The sequence below is a fragment of the Corallococcus caeni genome, from assembly GCF_036245865.1.
Lineage (GTDB): Bacteria > Myxococcota > Myxococcia > Myxococcales > Myxococcaceae > Corallococcus > Corallococcus caeni.
This window is the reverse complement of the sequence record NZ_BTTW01000004.1, coordinates 596,825-622,983: the sequence shown is the minus strand read 5'-3', so window position 1 is coordinate 622,983 and position 26,159 is coordinate 596,825. Positions and strand designations below refer to the sequence as shown.

Sequence of the window (26,159 nt, the reverse complement as noted above, 5' to 3'; positions counted from 1 at the left end):
CGTCATGGTCAATGCAGGATCCGCGGTGAGCCGGTGTCCAGGTACGCCTCCGCCAGCCGCTCGTGCAGCCGCGCGCAGTGGCTGAGGCCGGACAGGTCCACCGGGCCGTGGGCGGGCCACATCACCAGGCTGTCGGACTCCACGCGCGTGAGGCCGCCGTGCGAGCCGAACTCCCACGCGAAGCCCACCGTGCCGCCCTTCTGGACGGCCTCACCAAAGAGGACCAGGTCCCCCGCGGTGTCCATGCGCGGCAGCCCGTGGAGGAAGTCCGCCACGGCGCGCCGGCTGTACTCGGTGGTGAGCGGCGCGCGGTCCAGGTCCGCCGCGCCGTAGACGCCCCCGCCCATCACCACCACCGCCTCCGCGCCCCGGCGCATCGCCACCATGCCGATGTCCGGGTTGTTCGTCACTCGCGCCAGCACCTCCGGGTGCCGCGCCAGCAGCTCGCGCGCCTCCAGCGGCGCGGGCCGTCCGCTCAGGTACACGTGGGCGAAGTTGCCGGCCTCCACCACCACGGGGATGAAGGGCTCGCGCGCGGCGGTGTCCGCAGCCGGGGGCGCGCGGCCATCCAGCAGGCCCCGGCGCACGTCGTCGCGCAGCGGCGGCACTTCGCCCTGGAAGAGGACGGCCTCCAGGCGCCGGCCCTGGCGCTGCTCCAGGGGCAGGCTGTCCACGTGGCCGTGGTCGGACAGGAGGATGACGTCGTAGGGCTCCGGCGCGGCGCGGGCCACGGCGAACAGCTCCGCCAGCGACGCGTCGACCCGGTAGAGCTCCTGCAGCGCCAGCTCCGAGCGCGGGCCCCGGCGGTGCGCCACCTCATCGTAGTTGCCGTAGACCAGGTAGATGAGCGGCACGCCGCGCACCATGTCCACCAGGGACTTGGTGTGCGCGAAGCTCCAGCCCAACCGCTGGAGGAGGATGCGGCTCACGAGGAAGCCCTGCTCGTGGCGCCAGTCGTTGAGGGCGCGCGCCCACTGACGCACCTCGCGCACGGCGTGCCAGGACTCCATGCCGAAGGAACGCAGGAAGTCCCATGCGCCCTTCGTGCGGGCGGACCCCAGGCCCTGCATCTCGTACGCGAACGAGCGCGCCATGAGCTTGAAGCTGGACAGCGTGCTCATGCACATGCGGTTCATGGCGCCCGCGTGGAAGAGCGAGAAGTAGGTGTGCCCGCCGTGATCCAACAGGCTCGTGCGGCCGTGGCCGCGCAGGCGCGCGTCGATGGCCATCGCGTCGCCCGGCGTGTTCATCTGCACCTTGCGGCCGAGCGCGCGGTCGTACCAGCTGTAGCCCGGCAGGTTGGGGTGTTGCAGCCCGTAGAGCAGCCCCGCCTGGAAGAAGGGCGTGGACGTGGGCGCGCCCCAGAACGCGTTCTCCAGGTGATACGCGCCAGAGCGGACGAGCTGTGCGACAAAGGGCATCCGCCCCGTCACAATGGCTTCGTCGAGCAGCGCCTTGGGCACCCCGTCCAGGTGGACGAGCAGAGCGTTCCGGGGCCGACGCGCCGCCACGGGCGGAACTTTCGATCCAATCCTCCGGACGAGGGTATTCGCCCAATTTCGTGAATTCTCGCTGACAAGCTCGTTGAGACTTTCGCGCACGTTGACGGCTCCCCCATCCCCCAAGGCAAAATGGGCATTCAGGGGGACAGGAGCTTCCGAGGCCGCGCTGCTCTCTTGGAGAGCAGGCGGGCGGAATGGGTTCCTGTCCCGGGCTGGAATCGATGCGCCCCCTCGGGGCTTCACGGGGTTTCGATGCTGGCTCCAGTCCTCTTCCTGTTCTTCATGCTGCTGTCGCTGAGCGCCATGGCGACGGGCCGCACCGCGCCCGGCCTCTCGCCGGTGAAGCACACGCCGACGATGGACGGCATCGCCCTGCCGTTGCTGTCCTTCAGCTCGGACCAGGGCTTCGGCTACGGCGCCGTGGGCGGCATGTACCTGTACGGCGACGGCACCAAGGCGCCCTATGCGCATGCCCTGTCCGCGCAGGTGTTCTTCACCGCGCGCGGCGCCATGAATCATTACCTCCGCTACGACGGGCCGCAGTTGCTGGGGCCCCTGCGGCTGGAGGGACGGCTGGAGTACCGGCAGGAGAAGAGCAGCCCCTTCTTCGGAGCGGGCAATCTGTCCGCCCCCGACTTCCGGGGCGACGTGGACGACCAGAAGTACAACTACGACAAGGGCTCGCCGGGCCTCTGGGTGCGGCTGCGCGGGCGGCCCTTCGGTGAGAAGCACCCGTTCCAGTCGTACGTGGGCTACGGCTGGCGCTACACCCGCGTGTCACCCTACGAGACGTCCATCCTGGCGCAGGAGCGGCCCATCGGCATCGAGGGCGGGCCCAGCGGGCAGCTGCTCGCGGGCGCGCTCTGGGACACGCGCGACGACGAGTCCGACCCGACGTCCGGTGGCGTGGAGGAGGTGGCGCTGCGCGTGTCGGGCCTGGCCACCTTCAGCCGCTACCAGTACGCGGGCGTGACGCTGAGCGAGCGCCGATACATCCGGATTACGCCGCGGCTCGTCTTCGCGCAGCGGCTCACCCTGGACATGCTGTTCGGCGAGGTGCCGTTCTTCGAGTGGATGACGACGGGCGGCGTCAACGTGACCGAGGGCATTGGCGGCATGGGCAGCGTGCGCGGCATCGAGCGCAACCGCTTCGCCGGCAACGTGAAGGCCTTCAGCAACTCCGAGTTGCGCTTCCAGGCGGCGCGGATGGCCTTCTTCGGGCAGCCGCTGGCGCTGGGCGCGGTGGTGTTCCTGGACCTGGGCCGCGTGTGGCATCCGGGCGTGACGGACGGCAAGTGGCATGAGTGGCACCCGGGCATCGGCGGCGGCCTGCGCTTCTCGCGCCGCGCGGCCGTGGTGCGCATGGACTACGCGCGCTCCACCGAGACGGGCCGTCAGCGCTTCTACATCACGTTCGGTCACATGTTTTAACGGCGGGCCCGGACGCGCGCCGCGCTGTTTTCAGGTGAGCGCGTCCACCCAGCCGCGAAGCCGCGCGTCCGCCTGCGCTTCGCCGCGCACGCCGGGCTCCACGTCCAGCGTCAGCGTGAGGAAGCCGCGCGACTCCAGCCCCTGGCGCAGGGCTTCACGTGCCTCCGCGTCCGGGGCGAAGAGGATGCAGCCGTCGCCGCCGCCCGCGCCGGAGAGCTTGCCCGCGCAGTGGTAGGACGCGGCGATGGCCAGCACGCGGCGCATGCCTTCGGTCTCCAGCGGGCCCAGCTCCAGGAGCAGCGCGTGCTGGGCCTTCACGGCCTCGGAGAACGCGCGGAAGTCGCCGCCGCCCAGGCCGTCTTCAATCGCATGGCCCAGCGCATCCGAGCGCTCCACGAAGGTCTTGCGACCGGCCTCCGCGAGCCGGGCCTCCACCTGGTCGATGAGGAGCTTCGTGGACGCGCTCTCGCCGGTGAAGGCGTAGAGCATGGACACGCGCGGCACGGGCATGCGCCAGAGGTCCACGGGAGGAGATTCAGCGAGCGCGGCGTTGAAGCGGCCGGTGTTGGCGGCGCTCGCGAGCGCGGTGATGTCGTAGCGCCGGTAGCGCACGGCACCGCCCGCGAAGCTCGTGGCCACGTCGCCGCCGCTGCCCTTGCCGCCCTGCCCCAGCGTGTGCGCGGTGAGCGCGAGCTTGAGCACGTCGAACTTCTCTTCGAGCACGTAGCGCGCGGCCTCCGCGGCGAGCACCGTCGCGGAGGCACTGCCGCCGATGCCCAGCTTGTGGCCGCCCGGGCCCAGCGCGCCCGGCGCCACCGCGACGTCGAAGCCCACGCTCGCGCGGCCGTGAGCGCGCAGGGCCTCATCCAGCGTGCGGGCGACGAAGGAGAAGCCGGCGGGCACGTCGCGGTCCCACTTCACGCCCCGAGGCGTGGTGAGCCCCTGGAGGGTCCCCTCCTCCAGGCAGATGTGCACGCGCGAGTCCTGACGCCTGCGCACGTAGGCGGCCGTGCGCGGTGCGACGGCGGCGAGGCGCGATACGCCGCCCCACAGCACGGCGTACTCGCCGGAGATGAACAGCTTGCCCGGGGCGGAGAGCGCTCGGTCCATCCGTGTGTCACCTCGTGCATGCGCGGCGGGCCGTGCTCCGGCCCGGCACATGCGTTGGAATCACTCCACCAGGAGCAGCGAGCGAAACGCCGTCAGAACAGGTGCTCGGAGAGCAGCGTCGCGTCCCCGCCGGGCACGCAGCGCACCACGTCCACGGCGCCGCAGGCGCGGGCCAGGGCCTCGGCCGCGACCTCGTGGGCCGCGTCCGTCAGCAGCACCGGGTTCGGGCCCGCGTCGAGCGTGAACCACACCGGCACGCCCTTCTTGCGCTGCTCGCGCAGGTGCTGGATGAGTCCCAGCGTCGAGGAGTTCAGGTAGCAGAGCGGCGGATCCGCCGCGAGCGAGGTGCTGTGCATCCGCCACGCGTTGCGCTCGCACAGCTCGCCCAGCGCCTCCAGGTCCTTCCTCGCGATGAGCTCGCGGGCGCGGGGCACCTCCGCCTCCGCGTCCTTCACCCACGCCGGGTAGTAGGGGCTGGTCTCCACCGTGTTCTTCATCCCGTCCCGCGACTTCACCTCCTTCTCGCCGCGGTCGAGGATGGCCACCACCATGCGCAGGTCCGCCCAGTGCCCCGCGTCGAAGCGCTGGAGGGCGTAGCTGTCCTCGCCGTCCGCGCGCTCGCCGCGCTGCCACTCGCAGAAGCCGCCCTGCACGCTGCGGCACGCGGAGCCGCTGCCCCGCCGCGCCAGGATGCTGGACGCCCGCGTGTCCTGCGGCAGCCCCGCCGCCGCGCGCCCCGCCACCGCCAGCGCCGCGAAGCCCGCCGCGCTGCTCGCCAGGCCCGCCGCCATCGGGAAGTCCCCGCGCGAGACCACCTTCGCGGGCCCCAGGTCGCGCCCCGCCTGCACGCGCACCGCGTCCAGCAGGCGCAGCACGCGGTCGCGCTCGCTGCCCTTCGCCGCGTGGCCGTGCAGTTCCACCGTGTCAGACTGCGCGCCGAACTCCACCGTCGTCGTCACGTGGATGGGCGCCAGCGTCAGCGACAGGCTGGACTGATGCGGGAGGATGAGCGCGTCGTCCCGCTTCCCCCAGTACTTCACGAGCGCGATGTTGGGATGCGCCCGGACCGTTGCCTTCATGGAATGTCTCCCTGGGCCCGCGGCCCCGCGAGCTGGCTCGCGAAGCAGCGCACGCCATCGCGCGTCAGTCGCGCGACCACGGGCTCCGGTTCGGAGAAGAGGCCGATGACCGCGCCACCGTCACCTCCCGCTCCCGTGAATTTGGCGCCCAGCGCGCCCAGCGAGCGCAGCCGGAACACCATGTCCTCCAACGCTGGCGACGAAAGTCCCAGCGCGTTCAGGAGGCCCTGGTTGACGTTCATCGCGTCCCCCAGCCCCTCCAGGTCGCCCGCCTCCACCGCCTTCGCCGCGTCGGTGACGAGCCTCCCCACCTGACCGAAGAGCCGCTTGTAGCGCTCCGGCCACCGCGCCTGCCGCTCGCGCAGCGCCCCCACCGTCAGCTTCGTGGGACTGCGCGCGCCCGCCAGCGCCACCACCACCGACACCGGCCGCGGGCTCTTCAGTTCGCGCGCCCGCCCGGTGACGCCCGCCGGCGCCTGCACCCGCCGGTAGAGGATGAGCTTCTCCTCCGCGCTGGTGGTGTGGTCCACGCCCGACGGCGTGCCATGGAACTCCTGCTCCATCTCCCACGCCAGCCGCGCCGTCGCCTTCGCCGTGGGCGCCTGCCCCGCCGCCTGGAGCAGCACGCGGGAGGTGGCCACCGCCAGCGCCGCGGAGCTGCCCAGCCCCGCGGACAGCGGCAGCTGCGGCTCCAGCGTCACCTTCACCTTCGGCTCGCCCACCAGCTTCGCCGCCCGCGCGAAGGCCTTGCGCATCATCCGCTTCTGCGCCGCGTCCGCCGTCACCGGCACGTCCAGCACGCACGAGCGGGACGGCATGCCGCGCGCCACCACTCCGATGGTGAGGGGGCCGGCGATGGCCGGGTAGCCGTACACCACGCTGTGCTCACCCAGCAGGATGACCTTGCCGGCACCGAAGGCGACCAGGGGATTCTTTGCGGGAGTCATGGCACCAGGCAGGCGAAGGGACGGGCGCTTTCTTTCCGCGCCACGCCCCACTGCGTCAAGCGCTCCCGCGAAAGGAGCGCTCCGGGGGCGGACGTCAGCCGTTGGTGAGGGTGGCGATGGCGGGCGTCTCCGGGGGCAGGCTCGCGAGGATTTCGCGCGCCTTCTCCACCTTCACGTGCCCCGCCTTCACCAGCAGGTTGGCCACCTTCTCCACGTCCCCGCCGCGCGCGCCCGCCGTGACGGCGACGCTGCGCGCGTGCATGGCCATGTGGCCCTTCTGGATGCCCACGGACCCCAGGGCCCGCAGCGCCGCGAAGTTCTGCGCCAGGCCCACCGCCGCGAACACCATGGACAGCTCACGCACGCTGGTCGCGCGCATCAGCTTGAGCGCCACCTGCGCGCCGGGGTGGATCTTGATGGGGCCGCCCACCATGCCCAGCGCCAGCGGCAGCTCGATGCGGCCGACGAGGTGCCCTTCCTCCAGGTACCAGGTGGACAGCGGCCGGTACTGCCCGCCCCGGCACGCGAACGCGTGCGCGCCCGCTTCGATGGAGCGCCAGTCCTGCCCCGTGGCGATGGCCACCGCGTCGATGCCGTTCATCACGCCCTTGTTGTGCGTGGCGGCGCGGTACGGGTCGGCTTCCGCGAAGCGGCTCGCCTGGGCGATGCCCTCGGCGATCTCCTCGCCCGGCAGGCCGAAGTCCGCCAGGAGCGGCAGCGGGATGCGGCACGTGGCGCGCGCCAGCCGCTTGTCCGCCAGGTTCGACAGGATGCGCAGGTAGACCCGGCCGCCCGTGACCTGTTCAATCAGCGGCGCCACGCCCTCCGCCATGGTGTTGATGAGGTTCGCCCCCATCGCCTCCTGCGCGTCGATGAGCAGGTGGACGATGAGCAGCGGCTCCCCGCGCGGCCCCTCCGGCGCGGGCAAGAGGCGCACCTCCACGTCCTTCGCGCCGCCGCCGCGGGCCACCATGGCCGGGTGGAAGCTGTTGGCCAGGGCGAGGATCTGCTCCTTCGCGTCCAAAATCCGCTCGCGCGCGATGCCGGCGTCCCCGTAGTTGGAGACCTGCACCTGGCCGATCATCATCGACTCGTCGGCCTCCGCGACGAAGCCGCCCGCCTCGCGGACGATCTTCGACGCGAACGACACCGCCGCGACGACGGAGGGCTCCTCCACCGCCATGGGCACCAGGTAGTCGCGCCCGTTGACGTTGAGGTTCAAGCCCAGGCCCAGCGGCAGGGAGAACGTACCCACCGCGTTTTCGATCATCTGGTTGGCGGTCGACAGGTCCAGGCCGCTCTCGCCGCGCAGCTGCTCCAGCTCCGCCTCGGTCAGCCGGAACATCTGGCCGATGCGCGCCAGACGCTCCTCCAGGGGCAGCTTGTGGAATCCGGCGAGCCGGGACGTCACGGTGTCAGACATGTTCTTCCTTCCCAACCTGGGATCCACCCTGCATCACAACGCCGCCAACCAATCCTTCAATGCGCCGGTCAACACGCGGGGCCGCTGCCGCAATTGCGCGACGGAGCGGCTGCCCGTCAGGACCAGCGCCTGCCGCAGGCCGGTGAGGATGACCTTGAGCGCCTCCTCCGCGGCCGGCAGTCCGCCCTGCTGCTGGGCCCGGAACAGCGGCAGCGCCATGCCCGCCAGGTCCGCGCCCAGCGCGAGCACCTTCGCGGACTCCAGCCCGCCGCGTACCCCGCCGCTGGCCACCAGCCGTACCTCCGGCCCCACCGCCTTGCGCACGCTGGCGATGGCCGCCGCGGTGGGGATGCCCCAGCCGCTGAACTCCGCGCCCACCTGGGCCTGCGGGCCCGCCGCGCGAAGCTGCTCCACGCGCACCCACGACGTGCCGCCCAGCCCGGAGACGTCCACGTTGCGCACGCCCAGCTCCACCAGCCGCCGCGCCACGTCCGGGCCGATGCCGCACCCGGTCTCCTTCACCAGCAGCCGGTCGCCGAAGGCCCGCGACAGCTCCTCCACCACGCGGTAGCCGCCCCGGAAGTCGCGGTCGCCCTCAGGCTGCGTCAGCTCCTGGCCCGCGTTCAAGTGCAGCGCCATGCCGTCCGCGCCGATGGCGTCCATCAGCCGCCGCACGCCGTCCACGCCCAGGCCAATGGCCTGGTACAGCCCGATGTTGCCCAGCAGCGCCACCGTGGGCGCCACGTCGCGCACCGCGTAGGACGCCGCGCGAGCGCTGTCCTCCGACATCGCGCGCTGGCTGCCCACGCCGAAGGCCAGGCCGTGCCGCTCGGCGAGCAGCGCCAGGTCCCGGTTCACGGCGCCCGCACGGTCGGTGCCGCCCGTCATCCCGGTGACGAGCAGCGGCGCCTGGAGCCGCTTGCCCAGGAACGGCGTGGACAGGTCCACGTCCTCCACGGCCATCTCCGGCATGGCGCAGTGGATGAGGTGCACGTGCTCCAGCAACGTGGAGTTCTGTGCCGGCTCCACGTCGCCGGTCGCGCACAGGTCGAGGTGGGCATCCTTCCGCCTGGCTGTCGTCTCGTCGCCCATGTCCCTCAGTGCCGCCCGCGCTGTCGTTGCAAAAAACGTGTAAGCCTGGAAGGTCCCTGGGTTCCTAGCAAGTGCCCGGGCCGAGGTGCAAGCCAAAGGGCCCCAGCGGTCGCCCCCGGGGCGCGGATGGACGCGGTGGCTTCTGGACGGTATGAGCCACCGCGTGAGCACGCCGGAGAACAGGGTCGTCGTCTTCCTGCACAGTGGCGAATACGACCGGGTGCACCAGGGGCTCTCCATCGCGGCGGCGGCGACCGCGGCCGGACGGCGCGTGGAGGTGTACCTGTTCTGGTGGGCCCTGGAACGCTTCCTGATGGACAGGCTGGACGAGCCGGACTTCAACGGCCGCGAGGACGTGGCGGACCGCTTCGAGGCGCGCGGCATGCCCACCGCGCGCGCGCTCCTGGAGCACGTGCGCGAGTCCGGGCTGGGCACGGTGGCGGGCTGCACGGGCTCGCTCGGTGCCCTGGGGAGCGAGTCGAAGGCGGGCGACAGTGGCATTGATGTCTGGCTCGGTTGGAGCGCCATCCTCCAGCGTACGGCGGGCGTGACGGATCGTTTCTACCTTTGAGACGAGCGGCCCCAGGGGCCATGGGCCTCCGGGGTAGCCTGGACCCGTTACGTTGACGCCCCCTCCCGCCTGCTTACGTTTCGTGTGGCCCCCTTGACGGGGCGAAAGGCACGGAACGAGGACCATGGCGCGGCGTGACCCCCACATGACATCCCGAGGACCGGCGGCTCCGGCGCTCAAGGGCGGCGGGTGGCACCGGCTGGGCAACGCATTGAAGACGACCGTGCTGCTGGCGGGCTTGACGGCGCTGGTGCTCGTCATCGGCCAGCGGCTGGGCGGCGCGCAGGGCCTGGCGATGGCGGGCCTCTTCGCGGTGGTGATGAACTTCGGCTCGTACTGGTTCAGCGACCGCATCGCGCTGGCCATCCACGGCGCACAGCCGCTGGCGTACGAGCAGGCGCCGTGGCTGCACGAGATGGTGGAGCGGCTGGCCGCGAGAGCGGGCATGCCGAAGCCGAAGGTGTACCTGCTGCCTACCGCGCAGCCCAACGCGTTCGCCACGGGCCGCAACCCGAGCCACGCGGCTGTCGCGGTGACGGCGGGCATCGTGGACATCCTGGACCGGCGTGAGCTGGAGGGCGTGCTCGCGCACGAGATTGGCCACGTGCGCAACCGGGACACGCTCATCGGCACGGTGGCGGCGACGCTCGCGGGCATCATCAGCTACGCGGCGCAGATGCTCTTCTGGTTCGGCGGCAGCATGCTCAGCCGCGGCGACGACCGCGAAGACGGCCTCGCGGGGGCGCTGTCCAACCTGGGCCTCTTGCTGGTGGCGCCCATCGCGGCCACGCTGCTGCAATTGGCGGTGAGCCGCTCGCGCGAGTACGGCGCCGACGCCACGGGCGCGGAGCTGTGCGGCGACCCGGAGGCGCTGGCGAGCGCGCTCCTGAAGATGGAGCGGAGCGCGGAGGCCATCCCGTACGACCGGGCGCCCGCGACGTCGCACCTGTTCATCGTCAACCCACTGCATCGTGGCGGGGTGATGTCGCTGTTCTCCACGCACCCGCCCATCCCGGAGCGCGTGCGCCGGCTGCGCGACATGAGCGCGCGCATGGGCCAGGGCGCGCGCGGCCGGGGCGGCTGGGAGTACGCGTACTGATCCTCGATGCCCTGGGCCCGCTCAGGCCGAGCGGGCCAGGGACACCGCGTCGGGGCCGGCGGGGAAGCGGAGCGTCCCTGACGTGTCGTTCGCGGCACGCCAGATCGCCTCGGCCACGTCGGACTCGCGCGTCACCTCGGAGGGCTGTCCGAGCGAGGCGAAGATGCGCTGGGCGAAGGGCGCGTACGCTTCGGGGAACAGCCCCTCCATCCGGGGGGTGCCGTTGCTCGTGAAGCGGGTGCCCGGGCAATAGCCCGGCTCGACGAGCTTCACGCGCAGGTTGAAGGTCTCAAGCTCGAAGGCGAGCGACTCCGTGAACCCTTCGATGGCCACCTTGCTCGCGGTGTAGACGGCCACCAGTGGCATGGGGGCCAGGGTCGCGCTGGAGGTCACGTTCACGATGACTCCCGACTTGCGTGCGCGAAGCCGCGGCAGCACCGCCTGCGTCATCGCCATGACGCCGAAGACGTTGGTCTCGAATACCTCGCGCACCGTGGCCATCGGAGTGGCCTCGAAGGCGCCCATGAGCCCGATGCCCGCGTTGTTCACGAGCACGTCGATGGGCCCGCTCGCCTCCAGCGCGGCGGCGATGCTCTCGGGCTTCGTCACGTCGAGCGGCACCACGCGCAGCCGGTCCGAGGCAGGGAGCACATCCTCACGCGGCGTTCGCATGGTGGCGACCACGTTCCAGCCCTGGGCGTGGAAATGGCGCGCCGTCTCGAGTCCGTAACCAGAAGAGCATCCCGTGATGAGCACCGTCTTCATATCGACTCCTTTTGCCGCGATGCGTGCGGCGTCGATGTCCTCAAGGTACGCGCGGCATCCAGGACGCTCCACCACGCGGAGTCCGCATTTCTTTTGCTAGAGTCCAGCCATGACCGACCCGCTGTCGGAAGTCATTGCGCTGCTCCAGCCCAGGGCCGTCTTCTCGAAGGGCATCAGCGGAGCTGGCGCGTGGGGTGTCCGCTACTCCGACTTCGGCCAACCGAGCTTCTGTGCCGTGCTCGAAGGGCGCTGCCGGCTGGCCGTCGACGGTCAGCCGGCCGTCACGCTCGAGGCAGGCGATTTCGTGCTCCTGCCGGCGACGCCGGGCTTCACCATCTCGGGCTTCGAACCGGTGAGGCCCGAGCGCGTCGACCCCAAGGTGGCCCCCTCTCCCAGGGGCGAGGTCCGTCACGGCAGGCGCGGCGGTCGCCCCGACGTGCGCCTGCTCGGCGGTTACTTCGTCTTCGACTCGCCGGACGCGGCCCTGATGGTGTCGTTGCTCCCAGCCCTGGTGCATGTCCGCGGCGTGGAGCGGCTCTCCTCGCTGGTTCAGCTCGTCAGCGGCGAAACGAGCGAGCAGCGCTCGGGGCGCGACCTCGTGCTGACGCGGCTCGTGGAGTTGCTGCTCATCGAGGCGCTGCGGTCGACGTCGAGCGGCGAGACACCTCCAGGGCTCCTGCGCGGACTGGCTGACGCGCGGCTCGCGCCCGCGATCCGGCAGATGCACCGCCACCTCACGCGTCCGTGGACCGTGGCGCAGCTCGCGAAGAGCGCGGCGTTCTCACGCTCGGCCTTCTTCGAGCACTTCACGCGCACCGTGGGCCTGCCCCCCATGGAGTACCTCCTGGGCTGGCGGATGGCCGTCGCGAGGAGACTGCTCCGCGGCCGGGAGCTGACCATCACCGAAGTGGCGGAGCACGTCGGCTACAGCTCGGCGAGCACCTTCACCGCGGCGTTCAGCAAGCACGTGGGCCAGCCTCCCGGACGCTTCGCGCGTGGTAGCTGACACGGGCCCGGGCGTTACCCGTCACCCGGTCAGAAGGGCTGGAAGCAGTCGTAGTTGCGCTGGGAGGCGATGCGCCCGTCGCGGAAGGTGAAGAACATGCCCAGCGATGCTCGCATCGTCCCGCCCGCCGGCAGGCTCCCCAGGGGCACCCGCAGCGTCGCGCTCCACTCCGCCTCCAAGGCCACGGCGTCCCCCACGCAGAGCGCGGACGTCACCTCGTAGCGCTGGGCCGACACGGCCCTCTGGCCCCGCTCGGCGGAGACCAGCAGCGCCGCCAGGTCTCGCGTCGTCCCCTGGGGCGTCAGGCGGTTCGGGTACTCGTGCTGGCGCACCTCCGGGTGGAAGAAGGCGGCGAGCGCCTCCCCGGTCGCCCCCGCCTCGAGGGCCTGGAGATAGCGCCGGGTGAGCTCCAGGTTCGACGACGGCTGGGACATGGCGGGCTCCTGGACCGGGCGCGAGGAGGAAATTCCACAACCCCGGTTTCACAACCGTCATTGCACAACCGAAGTTGTGGATGCAAGACGGGGGACCATGGCACGTCGAGCGCGTGGGGGAAGTGCGGAGCTGGAGGCGTTGGACCTGGGACATCTGGCCCTCTTCGTGGGCATGCGGGTGAACGCGCTGGTGCTGGAGCAGGTGCACGCGGCGGGCTTCCCGGGGCTGCGGCAGGGGCATGGCTACGTGGTGCAGCACCTCTTGGAGGGGGCGCGCACCATCAGCGAGCTGGCGGAGCTGCTGGGCGTGACGCAGCAGGCGGCGTCCAAGACGGTCGCGGAGCTGCGGACGCTCGGCATCGTGGAGGCGGCGCCTTCCGAGGACGCGCGCACGCGGCGGATCCGCCTGTCCGAGCGGGGCCATGCCGCCGTGGACACGACGCGGGCCATCCGGGCGGAGCTCGAGACCCGCTTCCGCCGTTCGCAGGGGGCGCGGGTGATTGACGAGACGCGCCGGGTGCTCGCGGCGGTGCTGGAGTCGCTGGGCGGTGCGGAGACGGTGCGGCGCCGGCGGGTGCGCGAGCCCCGCTGACCGAGGGCTATCCGGGCAGCGGGCCGAAGGACTCCTCCGGGTGCTCCAGCATCTCGCGCAGCGTGCTGGCGATGACACCCGCGTGGTAGCCGTCAAGGAAGCGGTGGTCGAAGGACGCGTTGATGTTCATGACGTGGCCGGGCACCACCCTCCCCTCCTCCACCACCGCCACCTCCCGCACCGCGCCGGGCGCGAGGAAGACGGGCACGCGGGTGAACGGCGCCAGCGGCAGGTACGCCGTCTCCAATCCCAGCGCGCCCACGTCCACCACCACCGCCGAACCGAACGGATCCCTCGGCAGTCCCAGCCATGACGGCTCCACGTTCAGCGTGTACGTGAGGAACGACACCAGTCCGGTGAAGCGGTGCAGCAGCAGGTGCGGCACGCGCGCCAGGAGACGCCGGCCCTGTTCCACCTGCGGGTCCCGGCCCTCGCGCACGCGCGCCGCGGTGGTTTCCACCTCCAGCGCCAGCTCGTGCACGGACTTCTGATCCACGGCCTCGATGCGTACGGGCGTGAGGCCCTGCTGATCCGCGCCGGGGAGCACCGCGCACACGGTGATGCGCTGGCGCAGGTAGATGCGCTGGTAGCGCAGCAGCGCGTTGGCGTCCGGGCAGCGGCGCAGGGCTTCCCCCACGGCCTTGAGGACCAGGTGCGTCGCGGTGAGCCGCACGCCGGTGCGCTGGTGGAAGGCATCCAGCCAGGCGAGCGCCGCGTCCATGCGCACCGTCAGCGTGCCGTAGACCGTCGGGTCATACGCGGTCGTCCAGCTCCCGATGGCGAGCTTGCGGAAGCTCGACACGTCCCGCTTCGGCTTCAGCTCCAGGTGCGCCATGGACGGGAGCGTGCCCCAGGACGGCGCTCATGGGGGAGCCGGAATACGGGCGGACGGCGCGGCCCGGCCGGCGCGGTGGGCGGGGCCCGCCGGGTTGCCTGCCAGTGAAGCCTTGACGCGCCATGTCCCAGCGGTAGGCTGCCCCGCTTTTTGCATCCTTCTGTGGAGGTCGTTCCCTTGCTGGTTGCACTCATCCTCGTATCGGTCGGGTTCGCGGTGACGCTCGGCCTGCTGCTCTTCGGAGACAAGAGCGGCGCTGGTGCCAACGCGGGCCGTTCCTCGCTCTCTTCTTCCTCTTCCGCGCCGTCGTTCCGGGGCGAGCTGGAGTCCGAGAGCAAGGCGCGCGCGAAGGCGGAATCGGAGGTCCAGCGCAAGCAGAAGGAGCTGGACGAGCAGCGCGCGCAGCTCCAGGAGGTCAAGGAGCAGCTCAAGCAGACCAAGCGCAAGCTCTTCGAGCAGAAGGAAGGCGACAAGGGTTCGAACGACCTGGCCAAGGCCCGCGCAGAGGTGGAGCGCAACGCCAGCATCCAGCTGGAGCAGACCCGTTCGGAGCTGGCGCAGGCCCTGACGGAGAACGCCCGGCTGCGCGCGGAGACCGAGTCGCGCAACAGCCCCCGCCGCCGTGAAGTCCCCGCCGCCGCCGTCCCCGCGCAGACGTCCGCGCCCGTGGCCGTCGCCCCCGCGACGACGGAGCAGATCGCCGCGCCCGCGAGCGAGCCCGTGGTGAGCGCGGCGGTGTCCGTGACGCCCGTGCCCGTGGCCCCGGCGGAGCCCGTGCGCCGATACCGCGAGCTGAACGACGCGGACCGCGAGAAGATGGACCGGCTGGAGCAGGCGGCGAGCAAGGACCGCGCGCGCGCCGCGGAGCTGGAGAAGGAAGTGCGCCGGCTCAAGGGCCGCGCCGACACGCAGGCGCGCATCCTGTCCGTGACGAAGTCCGAGGCCGACCTGGGCAAGGACAAGTACAAGGCGCTGGAGAAGCGCCTCAACCGCACGCTGCTGGAGCGCGACCTGCTTCGCCGGGCCATCAAGGACCTGGAGAAGAAGACGGGCATGCTCGCGGACCGCACGGAGCTGACGCCGGACGAGGTCGCCGCCAGCGACCAGCGCAGCGACGAGCAGGCCCGCGCCCGCGCCGAAGCGGAGGCCCGCGCCGCCGCCCCGGCCACGCCGACGGAGGCCCCCGCCGCCGCCCCGGCGTCCACCGAGGGCGAGGCGAAGCCCACCGAGGCCCCGCCGACCAACGCCTGATCCGCGTCCCTGCCTGAAGCACCCAGGCCCCGCCGTCCCCTCACCGGGACGCGGGGCCTTCGTGTTTCCGGGGGCCCGCCGTTCAGTCGCGCGGCGGCGGCATCATCACCAGGGCTTCGGTGTTGGGGCGGGTCTCCCCGGTGCTGTCGTCCACGCCGCCCACCACGAGCACGGAGCCGTCCGGCAGCGCGGAGCACGTGTGCCACACGCGCGGCTGCGGCATCAGCGGCAGGCCCAGCACGGTGGGCTGCGAGCCCGCGTGCGGGGTGATCAGCTCCACCCACGGGACGGCGTACGTCGTGCCGATGCCCGTGCCCCGTCCTCCCAGCACCATCACCCGGCCGTCCGGCAGCGACACCACGCACGGGTTGCTCCGGGGCATCAGCGTGGGGCCGTCGCGAACGGTCGTCTCGCTCTCCAGCACCTCGGAGGCTCCCACTGCCTGCGCTCCCTGGGAGGGATCCACGCCGTCGAAGCCGCCCATCAACAACGGGCGGGGGGATTCGTCCGGCCGTCCCAGCACCGCCACGGCGGCGCCCACGCGGGGCACGCGCAGCCGGGGCGGCACGTTCGCCAGGCGCTCCAGGTCCGTCCCGTTGAAGCCGAGGGCCAGGACCTTCGGATCAGGCCCCGTGGTGTCCGCGCCGCCCGCCAGCAGGAAGGTCTTTCCGTCATCCCTCACCGTCAGCGTCGTGTCGACACGGCGCACCTCACCGACCACGTCGACGAAGCGGCCGGAGGCACTGTCGAAGGCTTCCGCCGTGAACACCCCGCTTCCGTCCGCCGCACGCCCGCCCACCAGCAGCACGTGCCCTGCCGCGTCCACCGCCGCCGCGTGCTGGTAGCGCGCGACCTTCGGCGTCAGGTCACTCCTCGCGCCCGTCATCGGGTCCAGGAGCTGCGCCGTGGGCTGCAACTTCACAGGAGCGAAGGACTCAGCGCCCCCTGTCAGCAGCACCTTCCCGTCCGGAAGCAGCGACGCCGTGTGGAAGGCCCGCGCGCCCACGTCCCGACCGGGGATGAACGTGCCTTCCCTCGGGTCGAACACCTCCGTGGTCGCGGACACCGGCCGCGTCCCGTCCGCGCGGGGCGCATAGCCTCCGACGATGAGCACCCGTCCATCAGGCAGCGTCGTGGCCGTGTGCGCCGCGCGCGCCTCCATCGGCAACGAGCAGCTGCTCGGATCCGACACCCGGTTCACCGGCACGAACTCGCCCAGCCGCCGCAGGAGCACTCGCACCTGGGGGTTCGGCTCATCCTCCCCCTCGAACACGCTGAACGGCAGCGAGCGGCCCAGCGACACCAGCTGGCCGCCCTGATCCGGTACCCCCACGTAGGCCCGCACCTCCAGCACCCGGTCGGCGCCAGGCGGAACGGTGGGCACGTCCCGCGCCCAGGTCCAGTTCACCGTCGACACCCGCTCCCGGGGCGTGTCGAGGCCCGGGCCCGTCACGCGGAAGCGCAGGTGCGACACCCCGGCCAGGGGCTGGGTGCCGGCACAGGACGCGGAGAGGAGGATCAGGCCGGGCCGGACCTCCTTCTCCCCGCAGGCAGGGGTGAGGGCCACGAGGCCGGCGAGGAGCGTGGAGCGGACGAAGCGCGGAGCCATGCGGTGGACGCTACCAGCCCCCCTCCCCGGAGGGGTGGAGTCCAGACGGCCGGAAGCAGGCGGCGCGGCGGGGATTGCGCTGTAATGCGCCCGCCCCAGGACGTATGTCCTGTCCCCTCCTCCATGAAGCTCTCGCTCGCCACCCGCATCTTCCTGGGCTACGCGCTGGTGCTGCTGACGTTCGGGGCGGTGTCCCTGTTCAGCGTGGCGGAGCTGCACCGCAACCGGCTGGAGATACGGCTGGTCAGCCAGGGCTACCTCCAGCTGTCCCAGGACGCCGCCGCGCTGGAGACCTTCCAGACCAGCCAGGAGAAGGACACCGAGCGCGTGCTGGAGCAGAACAGCGTGGAGACGCGCCGCGCGCTCATCCGCCTGGCGAGCCTCTACTACGCGCCCCAGATGGCCCAGCGCCTGGAGGCCGCCCGCGCCAAGGCCCGCGAGGTGCTCACCTTCGCCCCCGAGGGCGAGGTGCCCTTCGTGAAGGAGCTGGACGCGCGCTTCGCGGAGCTGGCGCGCAACTCCCAGGCCTACGGCCACGCGGTGGAGGCCGTGTTCAAAGCGCTCGCGGCCGAGTCCCCCGAGAGCCAGGAGGTGGCGCGCGCCACCGCCGAGCTGCGCCAGTTGGAGAGCGCCATTGGCCGGGAGCTGCGCGTGCTGCGCGCGACGCTGGGCAACCGCATCCGCGAGCGCGTGGACGGCGCGGAGGAGCGCGAGCGCCGCACCGGCCTCACCATCATCGCGCTGTCCATCATGGCCATTGGCGTGGGCGTGGGCGTCACCGCGTGGTCCGCCCGCACGCTGCGCCCGGTGCGAACCCTGATTGAAGGCGTGTCCCGCATCGGCCGCGGTGACTACTCCGCCCAGCTGGGCGTGCGCGGCGAGGACGAGGTCGCGCTGCTCGCGCGCGAGTTCGACCAGATGGCCCGCTCGCTCCAGGCGCGTGAAGCCCAGCTCAAGTCCCAGGCCGAGGCGCTGATGCGCGCGGAGCAGCTTGCCGCGGTGGGCCGCATCTCCGCTCAAATCGTCCACGAGGTGCGAAACCCCCTGTCCTCCATCGGCCTCAACGTGGAGCTGCTCCAGGACGCGGTGGACAGCGCGAAGTTCGACTCGCAGGACACCGCCACGGAGGCGCGCGAGCTGCTCTCCGCCGTCACCCACGAGGTGGACCGCCTCACCGACGTCACCGAGCAGTACCTGCGCATGGCCCGCCCCGCCCGGCCGGACCTGGAGCCGGAGGACATCATCGCGGTGCTCGACGGCGTGCTCGACTTCACCCGCGAGGAGCTGGTGCGCGCGGGCGTGGAGGTGGTGCGCGACTTCGCGCCGGACACGCCCCGCGTGCTCGCGGACCAGGGGCAGCTGCGGCAGGTGTTCCTCAACCTGCTGCGCAACAGCCGCGAGGCCATGCCCACCGGAGGGACCCTCACCGTGGCCACCGCCCCGCGCGACGGCGACGTGGAGGTGACCGTGCGCGACACCGGCAACGGCATGACGGAGGAGGTCCGCCGCCACCTCTTCGAGCCCTTCTTCACCACCAAGGAGGGCGGCACGGGCCTGGGGCTCGCGGTGAGCCAACAGATCCTCCAGGCCCACGGGGGCTCGCTCTCCTGCCAGAGTATTCCCGGCCAGGGAACGACCTTCGTGTTAAGGCTTCCCTGCGCATGAGCTTTACACCGTACCGGGACGTGCTGCCCTCGGGGCTGCGCGTCGTCACCGTCGAAACGCCCCACCTGCACACCGCCCTGCTGGCCGTCTACATCCGGACCGGCAGCCGTCATGAGACGGTGGAGAACAACGGCGTCAGCCACTTCCTGGAGCACCTCTTCTTCCGGGGGAGCGAGGGCTGGCCGGACACGGTGAAGATGAACGCCGCCGTGGAGGAGGTGGGCGGCAACCTCAACGGCGCCACCACCCGCGACCACGGCTACTACTACACCCCGCTGCACCCGGCGCACCTGCGGGTGGGGCTGGACGTCATCGGCGACATGCTCACCCGCCCCCGCCTCACCGACATGGAGGTGGAGCGGCAGATCATCCTGGAGGAGATGCTCGACGAGGTGGACGAGAAGGGCCGCGACATCGACCTGGACAACCTGTCCAAGCGGCTGCTGTTCCCCGGCCACCCGCTGTCCCTCAAGATCGCCGGCACCCCCGAGTCCGTGAAGGCCCTCACCCACGCCCAGGTGCTGGAGCACTTCGCCCGGCACTACGTGGCCGGCAACCTGGTGGTGTCCGCGGCGGGCAGCGTGAAGCACTCGGAGGTGCTGGAGCTGGCGGAGCGCGCCTTCGCCCACCTGCCCAAGGGCAGCGCCACCACGGAGAGCGCGCCGCCCCTGCTGGGCCCCGGCCCGCACTTCCACTTCGTCACCCACGACGAGTCGCAGACGGAGTTCAAGCTCACCTTCCGCGCCGTGCCGGAGCAGCACGAGGACTTCCCCGCGCTGCAAATCCTCCGGCGCCTGCTGGACGACGGGCTGTCGTCGCGGCTGCCCTTCGAAATCGTGGAGAAGCGCGGCCTCGCGTACTCGGTGCAGGCCGGGCTGGACACGTACCACGACCTCAGCCTCTTCGAGATTGAAGCGGCCAGCGCGCCGGAGAAGGCGTCGCTCGTGGTGGCCGAAGCGCTGCGCGTGCTCGCGGAGCTCTGCGACAAGGACGCGAGCGAGGAGGAGCTGAACCGCGCCAAGCGCCGCCACCGCATGCTGTTGGAGTTCTCCCAGGACTCGCCGGGGGAGCTGGCCGGGTGGTTCGGCGGCGTGGAGCTGTTCCGCCCACCGGAGACGTTCGGCCACCGCGCGGATCAGGTGGACCGCCAGACGGCCGCGCGGGTGCGCGAGGTGGCCCGGCGCTACTTCACGCGGGAGAACCTGCTCGTCGTGGCGGTGGGCCAGCGCAAGGGGCTCAAGGCGCTGGAGAAGGTCGTCGCGGACGCGGAGGGGCTGCCCTCCTCCGCCGCCGCGGTCAGCGCCGCCCGCGGATGATGACGGGCCCCGACGGGGCCTTCTTCTTCTTGGGCGTCGCCTTGTCGATGGCCTTCTGGATGCGCAGGTACTCGGGGTTCTGCGGCTCGCGCTTCAGGACCTCTTCGATGAGCTTCTTGCCGCGCGGCAGCTGCGTCTCGAACTGGGCGTAGAGGTTCGCGAGCGCGGCCTTCTCCTCCGCGGTTCCCTCGCCCAGGCCCATCAGCCGCTCCAGGACCTCCTGCGCCTCCGGCTTGCGGCCGGCCTTCAGGTGCAGCCGCCACAGGCGCGACAGCGCGGGCGCGAACGCGGGCTCCGTCTTGAGGGCGAAGCGGTAGCTGTCCTCCGCCGCGCGCGCGTCCCCCTGCTCCTCCAGCACGCGTCCGCGCACGTACAGCGCGCGGGCGAAGCGCGGGCGCAGGTGCAGCGCGCGGTCCACCAGCTGCTGGGCCTCCGACGCGCGGCCCTGGGCGCAGACGATTTCCGCGAGCCACGCGATGGCCTCCGCGTTGTCCGCGTCGTCCTCCACCAGCTTCTTGAGCGCGCCCTCGGCCTCCGCCGGGCGCTTCATCTCCATGAGCACGCGGGCCTTCATCGCCACCACGTCCGTGGTGTCCGCGTCCTCGGGCGGCACGGCCTGCAGGTCCGCCTCCGCCATGTCGTAGACGCCGCTCATCAGGAAGTAGCGTGCGCGCAACAGCCGCGCGGGCGTGAAGCTGGGAGAGGCCTGGAGCACGCGGTCCATCAGGTTGGCCGCGAGCAGCTCCTCGCCCTTCATGAGGAGGATTTCCGCCTCCACCGTCTTCGTCGCGGCGTCGTCCGGGTTCTCCCGGAGGATGCGCTCCAGCGTGGTGAAGCCCTCGTCCGGGTGCCCCTGCCGCGCCTGGAGGCGGGCCAGAGACAGGATGTCCTCGTTGGACAGCTTGCCCTCGTCCCGCAGCGACACGAGCGTGGAGATGGCCGGAGCAATCTGCCCTTCCCCCAGGTAGAGGTCCGCGAGCTGCTTCTGGATGACGGGGTCGGTGCCGGGCAGGAGGCCTTCCGCCTGCTTGAGCGTCAGGATGGCGGCGCCCGGGTTGCCCGCGCCCTGGTGGGCCCTGGCCAGCAGGAGGAGCGGCTCCACGCTCTCCGGCGCGGCGTTGGCGGCCTTCCGCAGCGCGGCGATGGCGCGGACGTACTGGCCCTGCGTGAGCGCGTCACGGCCCTCGGAGAGGGAGTTCTGGACCTGGACGGCCTGCTTCTGCGCGGCCGCCGTCTCCGGGTCCTTGCAGGCGAGCGGCAGGAGCAGGACGAGCGTCCAAGGACGGGGGAAAAATCGAGGGGGCATCGCTGAGGCAGAGGGTACCGGATGTTATCCTTCCCCGTCGATGGACCCTTTCGTGCGCCGCCTCGTGGAGAGGCTTCATGATCCCAGCCGGCCGCTGTCGCGGAACCGGCACTTCCACACGTTCGACACCCCCGAGGGTCGAATGGCGCTGAAGGTGTTCCGCCGTCTGCGCAGCCTCCAGCAGGACATCCTCGCCTGCCAGAAGGAGGGCCGCCGCGCGCGCATCAGCCGCCGGGTCAACCCGGAGGGCGACCACCGCATCGAGCTGTGGATGGAGCGCGTCGCCGGACGCCGCGTGTCCATGCTCCAGCCCGCGGAGTACGAGTTGCTCGCCCGGCTGCCGGGAGTGAGGGACGCGCTGGAAGTCCTGGACGAAGCGGCCTGAGGCCCGGCGCGCGTCAGAACACCCAGGGCCCCAGCCCCGTGGGCGCCCCGTCACACGCCGCCCGCAGCCGCGCCTGGGCGTCCTCGTAGGACAGCCGGGCCGCGTCCGCCTGGAGCGTCACGGAGGCCCAGTCCCGCCACGAGCGCAGCACCGCGACGTGGCGCCCGTCCTCGTCCTGCGCCTCGGAGAAGTGGACCAGCAGGCGTTCCTCCAGGGCCTCTCGGGCCTTGGTCCACGGCCCTTCCTTGTCCAGCCGGACGCGCTTGTCCCGCTCCACGGTGGACAGCAGCGCGCGGGCCTCCGCGGACAGCCCCTGGAGGGACGGGCGGCGGCGCGCGGGCTCCATGGCGACGCGGTAGACGGCGGGCCACAGCGTGGGGTCCACGAAGGCGACCTTGCCTTCCACGAGCCGCACCGCGAGCACGTCCTTCGACGCGCGCAACATGCGCCCCAGCCGGTACGCGAGGCGCCCCTTCGCGTGGTCCCGCCAGCTGCCGGTGGGCCGGCCGCCCATGACCTGTTCGACGAGGGACGTGGGCCCGTGGGTGGGCACCTCGGTGATGACGTGGCGCGTGCGCACCAGCTCTTCCGCGTCCCTCAGCGTCTTGATCATCCGTGTTCCCCTCTCCGGCGCGACCGGTGCCGCGCCCATGGGGAAAACATTCCGCGAGAGGGACGGATTCCGGCGGCTGCCCCCTTCACGGCTTCGGGGATTGGGCCTGTTGCCACTGGCCCGGCGTCGTCCCGCTCCAGCGGCGGAAGGCCCGGGTGAAGGCGCTGGCGTCGCTGAAGCCCAGGAGGAAGGCGATTTCAAAGTGGGGCAGCTGTCCGTCGCGCAAGAGCTGGAAGGCGCGGTCGCGGCGCACGGTGTCCTCCAGGCCCGCGAACGTGACGCCCTCCTCCCGCAGGCGGCGCTGGAGCGTGCGCTCACTCACCGCGAGCCGCGTCGCGACGTCCGCGGGGACCAGGTCCCCCGTGCGGGGCTGGGCCGCGAGCACCTCCTCCACGCGCTCGCGCCAGGAGCGGACCGTGTGGGCCGCCATTTGCGCCAACTCCGCCTCCGCGCGGGCGTGGAGCAGGTTGCCCAGCTCGATGTCCGCGTGGCGGATGGGGAGCTTCGCGGCGGCCTCGTCGCCCTGCACGAGGTTGGTGCTCGCGTCGTATTCGATGCCGACGCCAAGAAACGCCTCCACCTCCGCGGAGGCCGCGTGGCGCGGGTGCGTGACGCAGACGCGCGTGGGGCGCCAGTCCTCGCCGCTGAGCGCGCGGCCACTGGCCACCAGCGCCACGAGCAGCCCCTCCACCGGGTGCTTCAGGCGCGAGGCCCATTCATCCTGCGGATCCAGCTCCAGCTCCACGCGCATCACTCCGGGCAGATGGAGGACGCGCCACATCGTGCGCGGGTCCAGCAGCGCGTGGATGCGGCAATAGCGCTGGAGGGACGTGCGCAGGTCGGGGCTGTTGACCAGCACGTAGCCCACGAGCCCCACGTGGGTGGGCTCCAGGGCCTGCGCGAGCCGCACGGCCAGCGGCTCGGAGCCTCCCACCTCGACGAGCAGGGTCCACACGCGCTGGAGCGCCGCGTAGGGCAGCCGCACGTCCGGCCGCGCGAGCAGGGCTTCGTCCACGCCCACGGCTTCAAGCAGCCGCGCCCGGGGGATGCCCAGCGACATGCCCACCTGGAACAGGGGGCGGAACAGCGAGGACTGGAGCGTCTGGGGACGCATCGCGGGCCAGCATGGCCTGACGCCCCCTGCCCTCGCAATGCGCCGTGGCGTCCGCGGACAATGCGTTGGCGCCCCGGGACCATGCGCGCCGGGCGGTGGGGCGCGATACCTCCCTCCAGGAGGAAGCGCCCGATGACCACCGCCGCCGCCGTCACCCGCCAGCCCCCCGGCCCCCGGGGCCACCTGCTCATGGGCATCCTGCCCGACGTGCGCCGCGACGTCCTGGGCTGCCTGGGAAGCCTCCATCGCCAGTACGGCGACGTGGTGCGCTACCGGCTGGGCCCCATGCGCTCGCACCTGGTCGCGCATCCGGACGCGGTGAAGCACGTGTTGCAGGACCACGTGAAGAACTACACGAAGGACCACCTCACGTACCGCATGGGGCGGTGGATCACCGGCAACGGCCTGCTCACGAGCACGGGGGACTTCTGGCTCCGGCAGCGGCGGCTGGCCCAGCCCGCCTTCCACCGACAGCGCATCGCGGGCATGGCCGCAGGCATGGTGCGCCAGGCGGAAGCACTGCTCCAGCGCTGGGAGCCGGCCGCCGCGAACGGCACGCCCGTGGGCATCAACGAGGAGATGATGCGCCTGACGCTCGCCATCGTCGGGGAGGCCCTGTTCGGCACCTCCGTGGAGGCCCAGGCCGAACAGGTCGGCGCGGCCTTCACCGAGCTGAGCCAGCAGATCGCCGAGCGATTCCGCACCTTCCGCATGCTGCCGCCCGTGCTGCCTACCCGCTACGACCGGGCCTTCCGGGACGCGCGCGCCATGCTGCTGGGCACGGTGCGGGGCATCATCGCCACGCGGCGCCAGAGCGGCGATGACACGGGCGACCTGCTGTCCATGTTGATGCTCGCGCGCGACGAGGACACGGGCGAGGGCATGACGGACGAGCAGTTGGGCAGCGAGGTGATGACGATGCTCCTCGCGGGCCACGAGACGACGGCCACGTCGCTGAGCTGGGTGTGGGGCCTGCTGTCGAAGCACCCGGAGGTGGAGGCCCGGCTGCACGCGGAGCTGGACGCGGTGCTGGGGGGCCGCACGCCCACGGCGGAGGACGTGCCGAGGCTCGGGTACACGAAGCAGGTGGTGGAGGAGACGATGCGGCTGTACCCCGCGGCGGTCATCTTCAGCCGCAGCGTGCAGGAGGACGACGTCATCGGCGGCTTCCGCATCCCGAAGGGGACCTCGGTGGACGTGAGCCCCTACGTCACGCAGCGCCACCCGGACTTCTGGGAGGAGCCGGAGGCCTTCCGTCCGGAGCGCTTCGCGCCAGAGGCCGCCGCGAAGCGCCACCGCTTCGCGTACTTCCCCTTCAGCGGCGGGCCCAGGCAGTGCATCGGCAACAGCTTCGCGATGATGGAGGCGCAGCTCGTGCTGGCCACCGTGGCCCAGCGCTACCGCCTGCGCGAAGCGCCCGGCTTCACGCTGGAGCCGGACTCGCACCTGACGCTGAGGCCGAAGGGGGCGCTCCCCATGTACCTGGAGCGCCGGGCCTGAGCCTCTGGCTCAGGGAGGCGTCACGGAGGCGCGCTGCACCTGCGTGACGCCGGGCAGCGTGGGCGCGGGGTTGAGCGCCTGGACCAGCATGGCGCGCAGGGCCTCCGTGAGGTCCTCACCCGGGGCGCTCACGCCCGCTGGAGCGCCCTGCAACGGCGCCGGGATCTCCGAGCCCACGACGACGAGCGGGATGCGGACCTCCCACGCCAGATAGTGCGCCAGCCGCACCGCGGGCTCCGAGTTGTCCATCAACAGCGCGCCAATGGCCCCCGCGCTGAATGGACGCCACAGGGGGCGCGCGGCCTCCGCGGGCGGCAGCACGCAGAAGTCCACGTTCAGCACGTCGCTCAACTCCAGACGCCCCAGCGTCCCGAAGCCGCTCTTCACCGCGGTGGGGTCCGCCGACATCGCCTCCAGCCCCGGCACCCGCGCCAGGATGCGCCGCGCCGCGGACGAACCACTGCCGCAGACGAACACCTTCGCCGTCGCCACCTTCGCCAGCGTCCGCGTGCGCAAGAGGCGTCCGCGCAGCGCGTGCACCTCCGCCGCGCCGATGAGATCGCCACCGCCCAGGTTCTGGCCTTCGCTCTCCGTGGGCCGCGCCACGCCCTTCTGGAGCAGCGTGGACAGCACGCCCAGCACCTCCATGTCCGTGGCGGGCGCCAGGTCCAGCACCTCGCCCAGCGCGCGCGGCTGGCGCAGCAGCTCCATCACCTGCGCCGTCACCGGGTGCTGCTCCTCGGAGAGGTCCACCTCCGGAGCCAGCATCAGCCGCGTGTGGCGTGGCGGCAGGCCCGGCAGCAGGCGGTTCACCTCGTCCGACTGCCGCATGCCCTCCAGGAGCGCGTCGTCCATCGCGCGGTTGATGCGCGGCCGCGCGGCGCTGGTGCCCGGGGTGAACGTGAAGTTGCCCTCCGTCCACGACAGGAGCCGGAACAGCGCCTTCTCCCCCTCCACCCTCCCCAGCCGCGCGTTCACCGTGCGGCCGTCGGAGACGGTGATCTCCCCGCGCTCCGCGCCGCGCTCCAGCGACAGGCGCCCGTTGCGCTTGTTCATGCCCAGGATCTGCATGAGGTCCGGGATGCTCAGCTGGCTGAGCGAGCCTTCGATCTCCTGCTGCTCGCTCTTGAGGTCCTTGGCCGCTTCGTTGCGCCGGAAGATGTGCTCGATGCGGCTGAGCACCTCGTCCAGGTTGAACGGCTTGCGCAGCGTGCCGTCCCGCATGCCCCGCGCCCGGTCCGTGTCCAGGCTGGACGTGGTGAGCACCACCGGGATGTCTTCCGTGCGCGGGTTGGTGCGGAGAATCTGCACGAACGTGCGCGCGTCCAAGAGCCGGCACGCCTCGTCGAAGAGCGTCAGGTCCGGGTGCCGGAGCACCGCGACCTCCAGGGCCCGCGAGCCATCCGGCGCGTAATGCACCTGATAGCCCTTCGTGCGCAGCGCCCGCGACAGGGCGCGCACGGAGTCGAGGTCGGGGTCGGCGATGAGGATCTTCCGCACCTGGGCCAAGGTCG

General features: G+C 71.8%; 24 protein-coding genes. 10 read left to right on the top strand and 14 right to left on the bottom strand.

The genetic code is table 11. The features are described from left to right. Positions 1 to 8 precede the first annotated feature (8 nt). Positions 9 to 1,601 carry an alkaline phosphatase family protein gene (locus tag AABA78_RS20715; RefSeq protein WP_338264929.1) on the bottom strand — a complete coding sequence of 531 codons (1,593 nt, stop codon included), beginning with the start codon at positions 1,599 to 1,601 and terminating at the stop codon, positions 9 to 11. 153 nt (positions 1,602 to 1,754) lie between these two features. On the opposite strand from AABA78_RS20715, the gene omp85 reads away from it, so the two are divergent. Continuing rightward, positions 1,755 to 2,933, top strand: a complete 1,179-nt coding sequence (gene omp85 / locus AABA78_RS20710) for an Omp85 family outer membrane protein (RefSeq protein WP_171412942.1) — start codon at positions 1,755 to 1,757, stop codon at positions 2,931 to 2,933. Positions 2,934 to 2,963: 30 nt separating this feature from the next. Here omp85 and AABA78_RS20705 read toward each other — a convergent pair whose 3' ends face one another. The 5 genes from AABA78_RS20705 to fni form a co-directional block, all read right to left on the bottom strand. Next, the gene (locus AABA78_RS20705) at positions 2,964 to 4,043 is read right to left on the bottom strand and encodes a mevalonate kinase family protein (RefSeq protein WP_338264928.1); all 1,080 of its coding nucleotides are present in this window, start codon (positions 4,041 to 4,043) and stop codon (positions 2,964 to 2,966) included. 92 nt (positions 4,044 to 4,135) lie between these two features. After that, a complete protein-coding gene (mvaD, locus tag AABA78_RS20700) occupies positions 4,136 to 5,122 on the bottom strand; it encodes a diphosphomevalonate decarboxylase (protein ID WP_338264926.1) in 987 nt (328 codons plus the stop codon). Beyond that, the gene (gene mvk, locus AABA78_RS20695; RefSeq protein WP_120524279.1) at positions 5,119 to 6,069 is read right to left on the bottom strand and encodes a mevalonate kinase; all 951 of its coding nucleotides are present in this window, start codon (positions 6,067 to 6,069) and stop codon (positions 5,119 to 5,121) included. Before mvk ends, mvaD begins: the two co-directional genes overlap by 4 nt. Before the next feature lie 94 nt (positions 6,070 to 6,163). Next, positions 6,164 to 7,492, bottom strand: a complete 1,329-nt coding sequence (locus tag AABA78_RS20690) for a hydroxymethylglutaryl-CoA reductase, degradative (RefSeq protein WP_171412938.1) — start codon at positions 7,490 to 7,492, stop codon at positions 6,164 to 6,166. Between the two features lie 33 nt (positions 7,493 to 7,525). Further along, positions 7,526 to 8,584 (bottom strand): type 2 isopentenyl-diphosphate Delta-isomerase, encoded by a 1,059-nt coding sequence (gene fni, locus AABA78_RS20685; RefSeq protein ID WP_338264924.1) that lies wholly within the window; start codon positions 8,582 to 8,584, stop codon positions 7,526 to 7,528. Between the two features lie 151 nt (positions 8,585 to 8,735). Between fni and AABA78_RS20680 the strand changes: the two genes are divergently transcribed. Together AABA78_RS20680 and AABA78_RS20675 are read left to right on the top strand one after the other, a co-directional pair. Then, positions 8,736 to 9,155 carry a hypothetical protein gene (locus AABA78_RS20680; protein ID WP_338264923.1) on the top strand — a complete coding sequence of 140 codons (420 nt, stop codon included), beginning with the start codon at positions 8,736 to 8,738 and terminating at the stop codon, positions 9,153 to 9,155. A 145-nt stretch (positions 9,156 to 9,300) separates the two neighbouring features. Further along, positions 9,301 to 10,254: a zinc metalloprotease HtpX gene (locus AABA78_RS20675; RefSeq protein ID WP_338264922.1), complete on the top strand. Its 954-nt coding sequence runs from the start codon at positions 9,301 to 9,303 to the stop codon at positions 10,252 to 10,254. Between the two features lie 21 nt (positions 10,255 to 10,275). Here AABA78_RS20675 and AABA78_RS20670 read toward each other — a convergent pair whose 3' ends face one another. Continuing rightward, a complete protein-coding gene (locus tag AABA78_RS20670) occupies positions 10,276 to 11,019 on the bottom strand; it encodes an SDR family oxidoreductase (protein ID WP_338264921.1) in 744 nt (247 codons plus the stop codon). A gap of 109 nt (positions 11,020 to 11,128) precedes the next feature. On the opposite strand from AABA78_RS20670, the gene AABA78_RS20665 reads away from it, so the two are divergent. Further along, on the top strand, positions 11,129 to 12,025 hold the full coding sequence (locus AABA78_RS20665; protein WP_338264920.1) for an AraC family transcriptional regulator: 897 nt from the start codon (positions 11,129 to 11,131) through the stop codon (positions 12,023 to 12,025). A gap of 29 nt (positions 12,026 to 12,054) precedes the next feature. Here AABA78_RS20665 and AABA78_RS20660 read toward each other — a convergent pair whose 3' ends face one another. Then, positions 12,055 to 12,459, bottom strand: a complete 405-nt coding sequence (locus AABA78_RS20660; RefSeq protein ID WP_338264918.1) for a nuclear transport factor 2 family protein — start codon at positions 12,457 to 12,459, stop codon at positions 12,055 to 12,057. A 97-nt stretch (positions 12,460 to 12,556) separates the two neighbouring features. On the opposite strand from AABA78_RS20660, the gene AABA78_RS20655 reads away from it, so the two are divergent. Then, on the top strand, positions 12,557 to 13,051 hold the full coding sequence (locus tag AABA78_RS20655) for a MarR family winged helix-turn-helix transcriptional regulator (protein WP_338264916.1): 495 nt from the start codon (positions 12,557 to 12,559) through the stop codon (positions 13,049 to 13,051). Between the two features lie 7 nt (positions 13,052 to 13,058). Here the strand turns inward: AABA78_RS20655 and AABA78_RS20650 are convergent, their stop codons facing one another. After that, the gene (locus AABA78_RS20650) at positions 13,059 to 13,886 is read right to left on the bottom strand and encodes a 2-oxo acid dehydrogenase subunit E2 (RefSeq protein ID WP_338264915.1); all 828 of its coding nucleotides are present in this window, start codon (positions 13,884 to 13,886) and stop codon (positions 13,059 to 13,061) included. A gap of 177 nt (positions 13,887 to 14,063) precedes the next feature. On the opposite strand from AABA78_RS20650, the gene AABA78_RS20645 reads away from it, so the two are divergent. Beyond that, positions 14,064 to 15,137, top strand: a complete 1,074-nt coding sequence (locus AABA78_RS20645) for a cell envelope biogenesis protein TolA (RefSeq protein ID WP_338264914.1) — start codon at positions 14,064 to 14,066, stop codon at positions 15,135 to 15,137. Positions 15,138 to 15,219: 82 nt separating this feature from the next. Here AABA78_RS20645 and AABA78_RS20640 read toward each other — a convergent pair whose 3' ends face one another. Continuing rightward, complete coding sequence (locus tag AABA78_RS20640) at positions 15,220 to 16,746, bottom strand: Kelch repeat-containing protein (RefSeq protein ID WP_338264913.1); 1,527 nt, start codon at positions 16,744 to 16,746, stop codon at positions 15,220 to 15,222. A gap of 123 nt (positions 16,747 to 16,869) precedes the next feature. Here AABA78_RS20640 and AABA78_RS20635 point away from each other — a divergent pair, with 123 nt between their 5' ends. After that, the gene (locus AABA78_RS20635) at positions 16,870 to 18,411 is read left to right on the top strand and encodes a sensor histidine kinase (protein WP_338264911.1); all 1,542 of its coding nucleotides are present in this window, start codon (positions 16,870 to 16,872) and stop codon (positions 18,409 to 18,411) included. After that, positions 18,408 to 19,727 (top strand): M16 family metallopeptidase, encoded by a 1,320-nt coding sequence (locus AABA78_RS20630; RefSeq protein WP_338264910.1) that lies wholly within the window; start codon positions 18,408 to 18,410, stop codon positions 19,725 to 19,727. The genes AABA78_RS20635 and AABA78_RS20630 overlap by 4 nt, the downstream gene beginning before the upstream one ends. Here AABA78_RS20630 and AABA78_RS20625 read toward each other — a convergent pair. Beyond that, positions 19,708 to 21,033 (bottom strand): tetratricopeptide repeat protein, encoded by a 1,326-nt coding sequence (locus AABA78_RS20625; protein ID WP_338264908.1) that lies wholly within the window; start codon positions 21,031 to 21,033, stop codon positions 19,708 to 19,710. The two genes, AABA78_RS20630 and AABA78_RS20625, sit on opposite strands and share 20 nt — an antisense overlap. 142 nt (positions 21,034 to 21,175) lie before the next feature. Here AABA78_RS20625 and AABA78_RS20620 point away from each other — a divergent pair, with 142 nt between their 5' ends. Next, a complete protein-coding gene (locus AABA78_RS20620) occupies positions 21,176 to 21,418 on the top strand; it encodes a hypothetical protein (protein WP_244239325.1) in 243 nt (80 codons plus the stop codon). Positions 21,419 to 21,431: 13 nt separating this feature from the next. Here the strand turns inward: AABA78_RS20620 and AABA78_RS20615 are convergent, their stop codons facing one another. Then, entirely contained in the window at positions 21,432 to 22,031 is a 600-nt protein-coding gene (locus AABA78_RS20615) for an RNA methyltransferase (protein WP_338264905.1), read from the bottom strand. Between the two features lie 85 nt (positions 22,032 to 22,116). Beyond that, positions 22,117 to 23,145 carry an AraC family transcriptional regulator gene (locus tag AABA78_RS20610; protein WP_338264903.1) on the bottom strand — a complete coding sequence of 343 codons (1,029 nt, stop codon included), beginning with the start codon at positions 23,143 to 23,145 and terminating at the stop codon, positions 22,117 to 22,119. A gap of 132 nt (positions 23,146 to 23,277) precedes the next feature. Between AABA78_RS20610 and AABA78_RS20605 the strand changes: the two genes are divergently transcribed. Continuing rightward, positions 23,278 to 24,645, top strand: coding sequence for a cytochrome P450 (locus AABA78_RS20605; protein ID WP_338264902.1), 1,368 nt, complete (start codon positions 23,278 to 23,280; stop codon positions 24,643 to 24,645). Positions 24,646 to 24,654: 9 nt separating this feature from the next. Here AABA78_RS20605 and AABA78_RS20600 read toward each other — a convergent pair whose 3' ends face one another. Next, complete coding sequence (locus AABA78_RS20600) at positions 24,655 to 26,154, bottom strand: DUF4388 domain-containing protein (RefSeq protein WP_338264900.1); 1,500 nt, start codon at positions 26,152 to 26,154, stop codon at positions 24,655 to 24,657. Between the last annotated feature and the right edge of the window lie 5 nt (positions 26,155 to 26,159).